This is a genomic window from Micromonospora sp. CPCC 205558 (genome assembly GCF_036902955.1).
GTDB lineage: Bacteria > Actinomycetota > Actinomycetes > Mycobacteriales > Micromonosporaceae > Micromonospora.
Window position 1 is genome coordinate 336588 of sequence record NZ_JBAKHR010000002.1, and the last position, 14839, is coordinate 351426.

Annotated in this window: 9 protein-coding genes; 4 read left to right on the forward strand and 5 right to left on the reverse strand. The window is 71.6% G+C overall.

The window, feature by feature from the left end; translation table 11 throughout:
- Positions 1-13: 13 nt before the first annotated feature.
- A complete protein-coding gene (gene hemB, locus V6U86_RS03995; protein ID WP_334498500.1) occupies positions 14-997 on the forward strand; it encodes a porphobilinogen synthase in 984 nt (327 codons plus the stop codon).
- A 160-nt stretch (positions 998-1157) separates the two neighbouring features.
- Here the strand turns inward: hemB and V6U86_RS04000 are convergent, their stop codons facing one another.
- From V6U86_RS04000 to V6U86_RS04010, 3 genes are all read right to left on the reverse strand, one after another.
- The gene (locus V6U86_RS04000) at positions 1158-4436 is read right to left on the reverse strand and encodes a lamin tail domain-containing protein (RefSeq protein WP_334498502.1); all 3279 of its coding nucleotides are present in this window, start codon (positions 4434-4436) and stop codon (positions 1158-1160) included.
- 91 nt (positions 4437-4527) lie between these two features.
- Positions 4528-5544, reverse strand: coding sequence for a GNAT family N-acetyltransferase (locus V6U86_RS04005; protein ID WP_334498633.1), 1017 nt, complete (start codon positions 5542-5544; stop codon positions 4528-4530).
- Between the two features lie 72 nt (positions 5545-5616).
- Positions 5617-7119 carry a lytic murein transglycosylase gene (locus tag V6U86_RS04010; RefSeq protein WP_334498504.1) on the reverse strand — a complete coding sequence of 501 codons (1503 nt, stop codon included), beginning with the start codon at positions 7117-7119 and terminating at the stop codon, positions 5617-5619.
- A 37-nt stretch (positions 7120-7156) separates the two neighbouring features.
- Here V6U86_RS04010 and V6U86_RS04015 point away from each other — a divergent pair, with 37 nt between their 5' ends.
- Both V6U86_RS04015 and V6U86_RS04020 read left to right on the forward strand, forming a co-directional pair.
- A complete protein-coding gene (locus tag V6U86_RS04015; protein WP_334498506.1) occupies positions 7157-7369 on the forward strand; it encodes an FmdB family zinc ribbon protein in 213 nt (70 codons plus the stop codon).
- A 152-nt stretch (positions 7370-7521) separates the two neighbouring features.
- A complete protein-coding gene (locus tag V6U86_RS04020) occupies positions 7522-10362 on the forward strand; it encodes an ATP-binding protein (protein ID WP_334498508.1) in 2841 nt (946 codons plus the stop codon).
- Between the two features lie 295 nt (positions 10363-10657).
- Here the strand turns inward: V6U86_RS04020 and V6U86_RS04025 are convergent, their stop codons facing one another.
- Together V6U86_RS04025 and V6U86_RS04030 are read right to left on the reverse strand one after the other, a co-directional pair.
- Positions 10658-11191 (reverse strand): phospholipase, encoded by a 534-nt coding sequence (locus tag V6U86_RS04025; protein ID WP_334498510.1) that lies wholly within the window; start codon positions 11189-11191, stop codon positions 10658-10660.
- Between the two features lie 179 nt (positions 11192-11370).
- Complete coding sequence (locus V6U86_RS04030; protein WP_334498512.1) at positions 11371-13026, reverse strand: glycoside hydrolase family 10 protein; 1656 nt, start codon at positions 13024-13026, stop codon at positions 11371-11373.
- Between the two features lie 185 nt (positions 13027-13211).
- Between V6U86_RS04030 and V6U86_RS04035 the strand changes: the two genes are divergently transcribed.
- On the forward strand, positions 13212-14732 hold the full coding sequence (locus V6U86_RS04035; protein WP_442934871.1) for an amino acid permease: 1521 nt from the start codon (positions 13212-13214) through the stop codon (positions 14730-14732).
- Positions 14733-14839 lie beyond the last annotated feature (107 nt).

The window sequence follows — 14839 nt, forward strand, 5'->3', positions numbered from 1 at the left end:
AGGAGGCCCTTCCATGTCGTACCCCGAGATCCGGCCCCGCCGGCTGCGCCGCACCCCGGCGGTCCGCCGGCTGGTGTCCGAGACCCGGGTCGACCCGGCCGAGCTGGTCGTGCCGATGTTCGTCAAGGAAGGGCTCACCGAGCCCCGGGCCATCTCGTCGCTCCCGGGGGTGCTCCAGCACTCCCGGGACTCGCTGCGCAAGGCGGCGGTCGAGGCGGTCCAGGCCGGTGTCGGCGGGATCATGCTCTTCGGCGTACCGGAACAGCGGGACCCGACCGGCTCCGGCGGCATCGACCCGAACGGCATCCTCAACGTCGCCATCCGGGACGTGGTGGCCGAGGTGGGCGATGCCACGGTCGTGATGAGCGACCTGTGCCTCGACGAGTTCACCTCGCACGGGCACTGTGGGCTGCTCACCCCCGACGGCGAGGTCGACAACGACAGCACCCTGGCGGCGTACGCCGAGATGGCGGTGGCCCAGGCCGCCGCGGGGGTCGGCATGGTCGGGCCGTCCGGGATGATGGACGGCCAGGTCGGCGTGGTACGCCGGGCGCTCGACGCTGCCGGGTATCAGGACGTTTCCGTGCTGGCGTACGCCGTGAAGTACGCCTCCGCTTTCTACGGCCCGTTCCGTGAGGCGGTGGAGTCGGCGCTGGAGGGCGACCGGCGCACCTACCAGCAGGACCCGGCCAATCTGCGTGAGTCGCTGCGCGAGGTCGCGCTCGACGTCGCCGAGGGTGCCGACCTGGTGATGGTCAAGCCGGCGCTGCCCTACCTCGACGTGGTGTCGGCGGTGCGGGCCGCGGTGGACGTCCCGGTCGCCGCCTACCAGGTCTCCGGCGAGTACGCCATGGTCGAGGCGGCCGCCGCGAACGGCTGGATCGACCGGGAGCGGGTGATGCTGGAGACGCTCACCTCGATCAAGCGGGCCGGCGCGCAGGTCATCCTCACCTACTGGGCCGTCGAGGCCGCAGGCTTGCTCCGCCAGCGCTACTGAGCGGCCCCGCTCACGTCCGGCGCGTGCCGGACGTGAGCCGTCTATGCGAGCTCTGACCACGCCCGATCAGAGGCGCAAGATCATGCTGTAACAACGATGTAGTGGCCTCCTGTTCGCAGGAGGCCACTACATCCTTGATCGAGCGCGGTTGAGGCGAACCTCAGTCGTCGTTGGTGATCGTTCCGGTCGCGAGCGGGTCGGCCAGCCGCAGGCCGGGCACGCCGGCCACCAGCAGCGTCAGCTTCTCGTCCGCCTCCCGTTTGCGGTCACCGCGCACCGTCACCGGGAACGCCACCGACGTCTGCCCGGCCGCCAACACCTTGCATCCGGCGTACGGGTCGAAGTCCGAACCCGCCTGCGCAGTGAGGCCGACCGTGGCGGCGCAGAGCAGCACCGACTGGGACAGCGGCCGGGACACGGTGGCGCTGAAGGTGAGCTGCCGGGTGCCCTGGTTGCCCTCCGCCACCGTCGCGTCGGCCACGGTCAACGACGCGCGGGACCGGAACCGGGCCACCTGCGGGTCGTGGTCACTGGAACCCCGTGACCCGTCACCCGCGAACTCCGCCGGCCAGTCGGCGTTGATGTGCGCGGCCCGCACCTGCACCAGGTCGCCGTAGAACGCGTCGTTGACGAACAGGTGGTCCAGCGTCTGCGCCTGCCCCTCGAAACTGTACGAGTAGGCCGACGCCGGCACGTCCGCGACCAGGTTGTCCCACAGGTTGTGCAGACCTGCCTCGTAGAGCGGGGCGAGCTGATCCGACGGTGTGGGCTGACTGCCCGTCGCGATGGGATCGTCCGGGCGGGGGAAGACGTTCAGGTCCCCGCCGTAGACCACCCGGGCGGACTGGTCGGCCGCCTCGATCGCGGTGACGATCGCCGCACCGTAGCGGGCCTGCTCCCGCCGCTGCCCGACCCGGCCGTCCGGGCCGGAGGAGTAGTGGTTGCTGAGCGCGTACAGGGTGAACCGCTCGGTCGAGCCGGGTGCCGCGGCCACGTTGAACTTGCCCAGTTGCGGAGCACGGGTGAAGACGTTGTTGCCGTCCTTGCCGGTCGACGTGTCCACATCCGCCGGCAACACCGCGTTGAGAGCCTTCGGGTTCTGCACGTCGGCGTTGGACGGCAGGCCCGCAGCCCGGTACTGGACGGTCGGTGCCGAGCCCAGCAGCGGGTCGTTCGCCGTCGCGGCCGCCAGCGACACCCGGTCCGTGCGGTACAGGAAGGCGGCGGTGATACCGCGGGCGTCCGCGCCGGTGCGGTCATAAGCAGCGGCGTACGCGGGCCCGCCCGCAGCCGCCACCGCGAGCGCCAACTCCTGGATGCTGTCCGGAGCGCCATCGGCGTTGTTGGTGTCGCCGCAGCTCAGTGCAGCCCCGGAGACCGTGCAGATGTCCTGGTCCTCCGCCTCCTGCACCAGGATCAGGTCCGGTGCGTGCAGGTCCTTGACGATCTGGTCGGCGAGCGCCGCCAGCTGCTCGCGGTATTCGGCCTCGCTGGCCGGCACGTAGTCGAACGGCGGGCTGACCCCGGTGCAACCGGAGTTACCGGCGAAGTCGCAGCCGTCGAACGGGTCGTCGCGGTAGTCGTACAGGTTCTCCACGTTGTAGGTGGCCACGGCCACCTCCTGCGACCGGTCCGCCGGCTTGGGCGGGTTGTTCTTCGACGGGTCCGCCCCGGCGGCGAACTGCGCCTGCTCGACCTGGACGCCGTACTTCTCGAACGAGTAGTAGACCCCGCCCACCGCGTCCGCCCGCAGCGTGTCGAAGGTGTGCGCCGGCGGGAGCAGCGCGGCGCTGTCCCCGGCGGTGGCCTTCACGCCCATGCTGCCGAGCAGCGTCCGCTGGCCGTTGCCGTCGTCGAAGCGGCGAGTCGGGTCGTTGTCCAGCGGGTGCGAGTCACGGAAGACCCGCCGCGAGTACGGGTCGGCACGGTCCAGCAGCGGGTCGTCGCGGTCGACCACCCACAGCTCCGCGTCGGCGGTGGAGGAGAAGACGTCCCGGCCGCTCACCGCGCCGCTGCCTGCGCGAACCCGCATCCGGGAGCCCTCGTGCCGCTCCCAGAAGCGCTGCGCGTCGGTCAGCACGGCCGGCGGGACCGCGTCGGTCACCGCGACCGCGGTGTCCACGTCCAGGCCGCCACCGATCCGGCGGACCAGCGACGCGCCGGAGAGCTGGGTGAAGTTGTAGTACTCCGACACCCGGGCCCGCAGCACGACCTCATCGCCGACCGTCGGCACGTAACCGCCGATCAGCGAGGTGAACGTGCCCATGAACACGAAGATCCCGTCGGAACTGGTCGGGTCGCCGTCGGTGTCGCCAACGCGGCTCTGCAGGAAGAACCCGTGCTGATCCGCCCCGGCCGAGGTGCGGGCCAGGGTCAACTGGGTGATCACGCCGCGTACGTCGTACAGCGTGCTGCTCGTGCCGTTGCCGCTCGCCGGCGCGAGCGGTGACCGGTCGGACGGACCGGACTCGGTGTCGGTGGTCGGGCCCTGCACCTCGCCGACGGTCAGCTCCCGGGTCACCTGCACGGCCAGCGCGCAGCTGGCGGTGCCGCCGCCCGCGTCGGTGGCGGTGAGGGTGACGGTGTACGCCCCGGCGGCGAGATCGGCGCTCACGCCGACCGTGGCGCGGGCGGTGCCGCCCACCCCGTCGGCCGGGGTGAACGCGGTACGGGTGATCGAGCCGGCGGTCGGGCTCGGGCTGATCGCGCTCACCGCCAGGTCGACGATCGTGTCGTCGGGGTCGGCGGCGGTCACCTCGCGGCTCGCGGCCGTGCCGGCGGCGGTGACCAGCGGCCCACCACAGGTCAGCGTGGCCGGCACGTCGACCGGGCCGCCACCGTCCACGGTGTGCGCGCCCAGCCCGTCGAACGTGTCGACGGGGAAGCCGGCCCACTGCGTGGCAGGGTCGAACGCGTCCGACGGGTCGGTGTCACCGGCGACCACGCTCGGCAGTCGGCGCAGGGTGTTGTCAGCGGTGCTGGTGACGCCGGCACCCCACTCGGTGCCCGGGTCGACGCCCACCTGGCCGATCGAGTCGAGCACTGTGGTGCCCCGGCGCAACACGATCGCGTCGTCACCGTTGAAGAGGCTCGCCCCGGTGGTCTGGTCGGCCTGGGCGAGGATGGCGGCGCCGGCCGAGGCGCTGGCGAACACGAACGCGTCGCCGGCCGCCACGCTGCCGGTCAGGGCGATCGTGGTGGCCGTGGTGGAGCCGTTGAAGTAGAGCTGCAACTGGTAGCCGCCGGCCGTCAGATCCACGGCGGCACCGGTGCCGTTGAACAACTCGATCGCCTTGTTGTTCGACGAACCCTCGACGTACTCCGAGATGAACAGGTCGGTGGGCGCGGCGCTGGCCGCTGTGGGTGCGACGCCGAGCGCCGTGACGGTCACGGCGGCGGTGGCGGTCGCGAGCGCGGCGATTGAGCGGCGCGGGCGCATAGGGCCTCCACGATGGGTGGATGAGGTCAACGCACGTTAAGGCGCGCGACTGTCCACCGTCCATCCCCTAATGGACAGTTTCGTGAATTCCTCAGCGCGGCGGGTCGAGGCGGTGCACCAGCTCAGCGACGTCGACGCTGTATTCGCACCAGTCCCGGTCGGGCCGGTAGCCCAGCTCCGCGTTGACCTTCAACATCGCCTCGTTGGCCTGCGCGTTCCAGGTCTGCACCTCGATCAGCTCCGGCTCGGCGGAGCGCAGCTCCAGCAGCATCCGGGCCTTGATCGCCCGATCGATGCCGTAGCCCCGATGATCCTGGGCGACGATCGTGTCGTACTGGTCGGCGCGGGTCGGGTGCTGCGCCGGCACCACCACCTCGGTCAGGCCGGCCACCTCGCCGCTCTGCTCGTGTCGGGCGAGCACGATGTACGGTTTCATGCCCCGCCGGTGCAGCGTGTCGAGGCTGTCGCGCAGCCGCTCCGGGTCGTAGGAGCTGGGGCGCAACTCGCCGTCGTCGACGTCGCGCACCTCGGCCTTGGCCCGCGCGTACGCCTCGATCAGGTCGTCCGGCGGCCCGCCCGGGAAGAACTCCAGCTGGTAGCCCGAACCGATGCCGGTGGCCATCTCGGCCAGCTCGGCCCAGTCCACCGCGGTCAGGTCGAGCACGCTGCGCGTCTCCACGTACTCCCGGTTGAAGCCGAGCGACTCGTAGAACCCGACGGCGGGCGTGTCGCCGACGACCTCGACCCCGATCGATTGGAAGCCCTCCTGGTAGACCCGGCGGGCGGCACGCAACACCAGGTCACGGCCGAGGCCGCTGCGCCGCACGGACGGGTGCACCAGCACCTCGAGCACACCGATGTCACCCAGAAGGAGTACGTGCACCTGGCCGAGCACCGCGCCCGTGTCACCCGGGGCGCTCGGCTCGGCCTGGGCGATCCAGGAGATCCGCCGTTCGCCGGGCATCACCTCGGCGAGGTATTCCCGCAGGGAAGTCTCCCGCCAGGGCGGGTCCTGCGGAAGATCAGCCGCCAGGACCGCGTTCAGCGTGGCCAACAGCGACGCGATCTCGGCGGACGACGCGGTCCTGGGGTCCCACTCGCGCACCATCACCCGTCTAGCTTGCCGCTAACAGAGGCCGGGGGGAAGTGTCCAGTTCTCCAACGTATCGAGACGATCACTTCACGACCGACTGGTCCGTCCGTACCGGTTCGCGGTGTCGTAGACGTCCTGGGCGTACCGCCGTACGTCGTTGTAGGAGAGAATCGCGTTCCACCAGTCGCCCGGGATGCTCAGGTTCCGGCCGCCCTTGCAGAGGTAATTTCCTGCTGCCAGGGCGGCGTCGTCCAGATCGTGCGGGTCCTTACGGCCGTCGTTGTCGGCGTCCGCGCCGATCTCCTCCCAGGTGCTCGGGATGAACTGCATCGGCCCGATGGCGTGGTCGAGGACCGGGTCCCCGTCGAGCTCGCCACGGTCGGTGTCGATGATCCGCATCCGACCGTCCTTTCCGTCCAGGGGCAGCCCGATGATGGGGGGCAGCGCCTTGCCGTCCTGCCCCAACCGCGCACCGTTGGCGGAGCCGTGTCCCGATTCGACCTGACCGATCGCGGCCAGCGTGGTCCAGCTCAGCGCACAGCTGCGGTTGGTCTGGGCGAGCACCAGCTCGGCGTAGCCGTACGCCTGCATGGCGACCGCGGGGATGCCGACCTTGGCGCCGACCTGCTGCGCCCATCCGGCCAGCGCGTCCGACGGTCGGCCACCGGTCACCGACCCGGTCGGCAGCCCGTTGCCGGGCAACCCGCCGGTGGGTAGGGGGAGGGTCGGCAGGGGTGTGGTGGGCAGCGGGCCGGTGGGCAGGCCGGACGGCAACCCCGACGGCGCGACGCCGGTCGGCGCGGCCGAGGCGTCGACAGCGACCGGACGCGGTGCCCGGATCGTGGCCGGTACGAGCACCGCTCCCGCCGCGGCGGTCGTGGCCACCAGCGCCAGCAGGAAGACGCCGGGCAGGGTCAGCCGACCACTCGGCCGGCGGGCCCAGGCCCGCGTCGCCCGGGCTGCGGAGGCTGCTGCTTGCCGCGGCGGCACACGTACCGCGTGCGCGAACTGCACCCGCCGCCGACGGGCCGGGCTGGACGCCGGCACGACCGGCAGCTCATCCACAGTGGTCTTCGCCAGGTCCGTCGCCCCGGCGCCGGTCTTCGCGCCGTCAGCCGGCGTGTCGGCGCTCGACCCGCCGGCCGGCTTCGGCGTGGCCGGGCCACTGGCGCTGCCGTCCGCCGCCAGGCCCTCGCCCTTCGCGGCGTCGGTCCCGGTGGCGTCGGTCTTCGCGGCGTCGGTCCTGGTGGCGTCGGCCTTGGGTGCCTCGGCCTTGGGTGCCTCGGCCTTGGGTGCCTCGGCCTTGGGTGCCTCGGCCTTGGGTGCCTCGGCCTTGGGTGCCTCGGCCTTGGGTGCCTCGGCCTTGGGTGCCTCGGCCTGGGGTGCCTCGGCCTTGGGGGTCTCCGCTGGTGGGGCCGGGGTGTTCGCCGAACGTCCGCTCAGCCATGGGCGGCGGGGGCGGGGAACCTTACGCGCCGGGTCGGGCGCGGCCCCCGAGCCTTCGAGCGGCCCGTCCAGCGGCGCGGCCGGTCGTAACGGTTGCACACGCGTGTCGTCCTCGCCGTCCACCACCCGTCGAGTATCACCCATGCACCGCGCGCCGTCAGATCCACGTACCCTGGGCGGCATGCCCCGGTACGAGTTCCGCTGCCGCGCCTGCGGCGACACTTTCGAGGTCAACCGTTCGATGGCGGCGGCCGGTGAGCCGGCCAGCTGCCCACAGGGACACGCCGACACGGTCAAGCTTCTTTCCGCGGTCGCGGTCACCGGCCGGGGTGGTGCCGCCGGTGCCCCGGCACCCGCCGGTGGTGGCTGCTGCGGCGGTGCCTGCGGCTGCTGATCGGGCCGAACAGCCGCCGCCTGGTGAGCCGACCTTGCCGGGAGGGGGCCCGAGTGGCACGTTGAGGCGGCACTTGCCCGGCCGTTCTCACGATGCGTGATCGTTCGGACTCAGGCAGCATGAACCCGACGTCACGGGCGGAGGTTCCTCGCATGTCGCCACGGATCCAGCTCCCGAGCGGTTGGGTGACCTTCGTGTTCACCGATATCGAGGGTTCGACCCGGCTGGCCCAGCTGCTGGGCCCGGACTACCGCCCGGTGCTCGCCGAGCATCGACGGTTGCTGCGCCGCACGCTGGCCAGCACGGGTGGCGCGGAGCTGCTGACCGAGGGCGATTCGTTCTTCCTGGCCTTCGAGGACGCGACCGCGGCGATGACCGCGTGCCTGACCGCCCAGCGGGCACTGTCCAGCCACGACTGGCCCACCTCGGAAGCCGCACCGCGGGTGCGGATGGGCCTGCACACCGGCTACGCCGAGCCGCGCGACGGCGAGTACGCGAGCCCCGAGGTGCACCGGGCCGCCCGGGTGGCCGCCGCCGCGCACGGTGGGCAGGTGCTCTGCACGGCGTCCACCGCACGTCGGGCCGAGCCGATGCCGCCGGGTGCGACCCTGCTCGACCTGGGCCTGCACCGCCTGCGCGGCTTCGACGACCGGGAACGGCTGTTCCAACTGGTCGCCCCGGGTCTGGAGCGGCAGTTCCCCCGGCCCCGCACCGCCGACGCGGTGGCGCACAACCTACCCACCCAGGTGACGTCGTTCGTCGGTCGGCAGGCCGAGCGCATCGAATTGGGCCTGCTGGTGCGACAGCACCGCCTGGTCACCGTGCTGGGCGCGGGCGGCGCGGGCAAGACCCGGCTCGCGGTGGAGTTGGCCAGCGGAGTTGTCGAGGCGTACCCGGATGGGGTCTGGTTCGTCGACATCGCCTCGGTGACCGACCCGGGGCTGGTGGCGTTCGCCATCGCCGCCGTGCTCGGCCTACGCCCCGAGCCCGGCCGGCCGATGATGGACACCCTCGTCGAGTACGCTGCCGCCCGGCGGATGCTGGTCGTACTGGACACCTGCGACAGCCAGCCGGCGGCCTGCGCGGAGGTGATCGCGCGGTTGTTGTCCGGCGGGAGCGGCGTACGGGTGTTGGCGACCAGTCGTGAGTCGTTCAGCCTCCCCGGCGAGGTGGTGTGGCGGATTCCGCCGCTCTCGGTCGACCCGCGCGCCGACGGCGCGGAGAGCGACGCGGTGGCGCTGCTGCTGGACCGTACGGCGGCGGCGCGCGGCGGTCGGCAGCCGGACCCGGCCGAGTCCGCCGATCTGCGTCGGGTGGTGCAGCGGCTGGACGGCCTGCCGCTCGCCATCGAGTTGGCAGCCGCCCGGCTGCGGGTGCTCTCCGTCGGTCAGCTCGCCGAGCGGCTGGACGATGTCCTCGGCACCCTGGACGCCGGCCGGGAGGACCCGGATCCGCCGCCGGTGGAGCGGGGCTGGTCCGGCAACCAGCAGGACACCGTGGACCTGGTCGCGGCGGCGGCCGGGGCCTCACCGCCCACCCCGGCGAGCCGGGCGGTGCAGCGCTCGGCCACCGAACGGCATCTGACCATGCAGGCCACCGTCACCTGGTCGTACCGGACGTTGGGGCCCCGGGCCGCCCGCCTGCTGCGGTGGCTGGCGGTCTTCGCCGGCCCGGTGGATCTGGAGACGGTGGAGTGGCTGCTGGGTGACGATCCGCTGGACCCACTCTCGGTCCTGGTGGACAAGTCGATGGTGTTGGCCGAGCCGCGGGCGGCCGGCAGCACCTACCGGATGCTCGATCCCATCCGGGCGTACGCGGCGCGACGGCTCGCCGAGGCGGGTGAGGAGCAGGCCGCTCGGGACCGGCACGTGGCCTGGTCGGCGCACGCCTTGGACCGGGCCCACCTGGGTCAGGACGGCCGGCCGGTGACGCTGTCGTTGTATTCCCTCGACCCACTGGCGGGGGAGCTGCGCGCCGCGCTGCGGTGGTGCGCCACCGGCGGCAGCGCCCGCGCCGGTCTCGGTCTGGCGGGCGGGCTGGACCAGTGGTGGCTGGAGCGGGGCCTGGCCCGGGAGGGGCGGCTGTGGCTGTTCCGGCTGTACGGGCGGATCGCGGAGACGGGGGAGCGGATCCCGGAGGCCGAGCTGGCGGCGGCGTACCACATGCACTCGCTGCATGCCAGCGCCGACGGCGAGTTCGCCGAGGAGCTGCGCTACTCCCAGCGGGCGGAGGCAGCGGCCCGGCAGGCCGGCGACGCCGGGTTGCTGGCCCGGGTGCTCGCCGGCAGGGCCGCGCCGCTGGTGGACATGGGGCAGTTCGTCGAGGCCGAGCGGGTGTGCCGGGAGGTCATCGACTGGGCACACGGGCAGGACGTGGTCGGCGAGGCGCTGTTCGCGGTGTTCAGCCTGGCCGAGTTGCTCTGGCGGCGGGGTGCCCTGGAAGAGGCGGCGGAGCTGCTGGGCGCGGTACGTCCGGTGGAGGCGGCCCGGCCCGTGGAGCGCGGCCGGCGTTCGGTGGACATGCTGCTCGGAATGGTCGCGCTGGCCCGTGGCGACGTGATCGCCGCCCATGAGCATCTGCTGGTGGCGTTGCGTTCCCGGATGGGCCACGGCTACCACGGCAGGGCGTGTGACACCTTGAACGCCGTCGCGGTGCGCTGCGCGATCGGCGGGGAGCGGTTGACCGCCGCCCGGCTGTTCGGTGCCGCGCAGGCGACGCGGGCGAGCATGCGTGCCACCCCGGGCATCTTCGGCGGTTACTGGGCCGAACAGCAGGGGGAGTTGCGCGCGGTGCTGGGCGACGCCGCCTTCGACGACGCGTACGGCGAGGGTGCTGAACTGGGGCTGGACGAGGCGGCGGCGCTCGCACTGGACGTGGAACACCCGGACCTGGCGGCGGACTCGACCCGCTTCAGCACCGGCCTGTCCCAGCCGACCCCCCGGCGTCCCGCCGACCCCGACCGCCACCCAGCCACCCGAACCGAAGGCGCCTAACCACCCCCCTCCCACCCCGGCCCCCTCCCGGCCCCGGCCCCGGCCCCCTCCCACCCCGGCCCCCGCTGTCGATCATGAAGTTATTGCTGCGACACGCCGGGCCTACTCACCCGTCAAGTCCATGATCGTCGGGTTCTGCCGCGCAAGATCGCGCTCGATCCTGGTTGTAGTGGCCTCGACGGGAGTGGAGGCCACTACAACCAGGAAGTTGCACGATCTTGCGGGGCGGGGCGGGGCGGGGCGGGGCGAGGGCGGGGGCGGGGCGGGGGCGAGGGCTGGGGCGAGGGCTGGGGGGTTAGTGGCGGGCCTTGGCTTCGGCTTCGGCCTTCATTCGGGCGGCGCGGTCGATGTCGGCCTGCTGGACGGCCGCTACCGAGCCGAAGATGCTGACCGCCTGGTAGTAGGTCCAGGCCAGGCTGTAGCAGGCCGGCCGGACGACGGTGTTGTACGTGGCGCAGACGCGCTTCAGGTCCTCGTAGAAGGCGCTGTCGAGGCGTGACTTGTTGGCGGGGAACTGGCCGACCGCCTTGTAGTTGCGGTAGCCGAAGTCGTGCCGGTAGCAGCCCAGGTTGAAGGTGAAGCCGAGCGGGTTGTCCGGGCTGGACGAGCAGTAGTCGGTGGACCAGTTGAAGTTGTACTCGGCCCAGGGGGCCCGGTTGACCCGGGCGCTGTTCCACGAGTTGTAGCTGGACGCGCTGGTCTGGGTCCAGCTGGACAGCACGGAGAGCTTCTGGGCGGGGGTGACGGCGGCGGCGGGGGAGGCGATGGTGAGGGTGGCGAGCAGCGCTAGCGCGCCCGAGGCGAGCAGGGTGGCGAGACGTCGGGGCACGGGTTACCTCCGCGGGGGTGGGCGGGTGGGTCCGAAGTTACCGGCGGGTTACCGGATGTCGATGAGTGTCGATCAGCTGATCAACTAGGCGGTATGTGTGTCGCGAACTATTGGTGACATGCGTTGAAACAGACGAATGCCCCGGACGCGCGAGGCGTCCGGGGCATCCAGGAAACGGGTCAGCGCAGCACGAAGGCCGGCGGGCTCGCAGGGCTCTCGTTGGCCGACCGATCCAGGGCGGTCAACTGGTAGGTGTAGCGCTGGCCGGGCTCCGCCGAGGTGTCCACCCAGGACTGGGTGCCACCGGGTGTGGCCCGGACCGTGCCGACCAGGTGTGCGGCGTCGGCCGTGGCGCACCGGCCGGGCAGCGTGGTGCCGTCGAAGCGGTAGATCGCGTACGAGGTGGCGGTGCCGAGCGGGCCGACGCCGTCGGCGGGCTGCCGCCAGGTGAGCCGGACCCCGTCGGCCTGCCGGGTGGTCTTGCTGACCACCGGGAAGAGCAGTGGGCGGGCCGGCAGGTGGGGCATGGTCGGCACGAGTGCCGGGCGGGAGTAGTGCTCAGCCGCGTAGATGTTGGTGGCACCGAGTCGGTTGGCCCGCACCTGCACCGCGGAGAAGTGCACATTGCCCTGCACCTCCGGGTACGACCGGTTGAGCGTCAGGTGGTCGGACAGCTCGCGCGGGTTCTGCCAGTACGACCCGTACGCCGGATCCCCGCTCTTGTAGTCGGCCTGGCCGATGTAGAGCTGCACTCGGGTGCCGCGCACCGTCTCGGACCACCACGGCACCAGCCGTGCGTAGTCGGCCGCCGGGTACTGGCCGATGTACCAGTAGAGCTGGGGCACCACGTAGTCGATCCACTCCTGCTTGATCCACTTGCGGGTGTCGGCGGAGATGATGTCGTACGACTGGCTGCCGGTGGTGTCCGAGCCGAGCGGGTCGGCGGTCTTGTTGCGCCAGATGCCGAACGGGCTGACCCCGAACTTCACCCACGGCTTCGCCGCCTTGATCTTGCCATTCATCTCCTGGATCAACAGGTTGATGTTGTCCCGCCGCCAGTCGGCCCGGTCGGTGAAGCCCCGGTTGTACGCCGCGAAGGTCGCGTCGTCCGGCACCTGGTAAGTGCCGCTCGGGTAGGGGTAGAAGTAGTCGTCGAAGTGGACGCCGTCGATGTCGTACCGCTTGACCGCGTCCATCATGGCGGTCTGGACGAACTCGCGGACCTCGGGGACCCCTGGGTTGTAGTAGAGCCGGCTGCCGGCCACGCCGGCCGGTGGGTAGGCGAAGGTCCAGTCGGGGTGCTGCTGGGCCGGGTGACCGGGGGCGAGCTGGGTCAGGTCGGCGCCAGCACCGCCGGGGGCCGGCATGGAGACGCGGTACGGGTTGAACCAGGCGTGGAACTCCAGGTTGCGTTTGTGCGACTCGTCGACCACGAAGGCCAGTGGATCCCAGCCCGGGTCCTGGCCGCGGACCCCGGTCAGGTATTCCGACCAGGGTTCGTACGGCGAGGGCCAGAGCGCGTCGGCGGTGGGCCGGACCTGCACCACGACGGCGTTGTGGTGCAGTCGCCCGGCCAGGTCGAGCAGTTCGCGGTACTCGGCCTGCTGGGCGGCGATCCGGTCCGGGCTGGTCTGGGACGCCTTGCTGGGCCAGTCGATGTTGACCACCGACGAGATCCACATGGCCCGGAACTGCCGCTTGGGGGTGGCCGGGTCGGTTGCGCAGGTGGTGGTGGTGTCGGTCGTGCTGGGTGCGGCGCTCGCGGGGGTGGCGCTGACGAACGTGCCGAGCAGGGCTGCGACCAGCCCGGCGACTCCGAGTCGGGTGGCTTTCATGCGGTGTGTCCCTTCGTTGGGGCTCCCGGATGTTTCGCGCGGTGCGCGGCAACATTCGCCGTCGATGTCCGCGTTCCTGGTAGGAAATTTTCACAGTCTGGCCATCGCCGCAAGAGTTCGGGGTTGACCAATCGCGTCGCTGGGTAGCAACGGCGGTCACCGGCCGCCACGGAGGTGGCCGCACGGTGGGAGGGGGTGACCGGGTGTCCGTGCTGCGCACCAAACCAATCAAGGACGTGATAGCCCAGGGTGAGGCGGACGGCAGCGACGGCCAACTAGGGCTGAAGCGACGACTCGGCGCGATCGACCTCACCGGCTTCGGCATCGGCATCGTGATCGGCACCGGCATCTTCACGCTCACCGGGATCGAGGCCCGGGACAGCGCCGGGCCGGGCGTGGTGATCTCCTTCGCCATCGCCGGCGTGGTGGCCCTGCTCGCCGCCCTCTGCTACGCCGAGCTGGCCTCCAGCGTGCCGACCGCCGGCAGCGCCTACACCTACGCGTACGCCACGATGGGCGAGATCGTCGCCTGGATCATCGGCTGGGACCTGCTGCTGGAGTTCGCGCTCGGCGCAGCCGTGGTGGCCCGAGGCTGGTCCGGCTACCTCGCCGAACTGCTCGACCTGCCGACCCGGTGGTTCGGCGAGGAGGGCAGCACTGTCAACGTGGGTGCCATCGCCATCGTGCTGATCCTCGGCACCGTGGCGATCGTCGGCATCCGCGAATCCGCCCGGATCACCAACCTGCTGGTGCTGGTCAAGGTGGCCATCTGCGTCTTCGTGGTGGTCGCCGGGCTGTTCTTCGTCAAGGCCGCCAACCTCACCCCGTTCGTTCCGCCGGCCGAGCCCGCCGGGAGCGGCGACGACGGCATCAAGCAACCGGTCACGCAGGCGCTCTTCGGGTTGGAGCCGTCGGTCTTCGGCTTCGTCGGGGTGCTCAGCGCAGCCGCCGTGGTCTTCTTCGCGTACACCGGTTTCGAGGCCGTGGCCAACCTGGGTGAGGAGACCAGGAAGCCCAAGCGGGACCTCACCCTGGGTCTGCTCGGCACGCTGCTGATCTCCACCGTGCTCTACATCGGCGTATCGCTGGTGGTGGTCGGGATGGTGCCGTACACCGAGATCGACCGGGGCGCCCCGATCGCGTCGGCCTTCGAGTCGGTCGGCGCGGGCTGGGCCGCCGTGCTGGTCTCCATCGCCGCGGTCGCCGGCCTGACCAGTGTCATCCTGGTCGACCTGGTGGCGATGGGCCGGATCGGTTTCGCCATCGCCCGGGACGGGTTGATCCCGCCCTCGATCGCGAAGGTGCACCCGCGCTGGGGGACCCCGTACCGGATCTCGGCGATCATGACGGTGGCGGTCGCGCTGCTGGCCGGCTTCCTGCCGCTCTCCGCGCTGGCCGACCTGGTCAGCATCGGCGCGCTCTGTGCGTTCGTCCTGGTGTCGGTGGCGGTGCCGATCCTGCGCCGCAAGCGGCCGGACCTGGAGCGGCCGTTCCGGGTGCCGTTCTCGCCGGTGCTGCCGATCGTCTCGGCGCTGGCCTGCTTCTACCTGATGCTCAACCTGTCGGTGGAGACCTGGCTGCGGTTCCTGGCCTGGATGCTGCTCGGCGCGTTGATCTACTTCGGTTACGGCTACCGCCGCAACCGGCTGGCCCGACACGAGCCCGCCGTCGCCCCCGATCCCCGTGAGCCGACCGCCGACAGCTGACCCAACGGGATGAGGAGGGGCCCCCTTCGACTGCAGGGGGCCCTTCCCCTCTGGCTGGTACACAGTGGCGGAGGATCGCTGACGGTATGGTGCGCCGGTCACCTCGG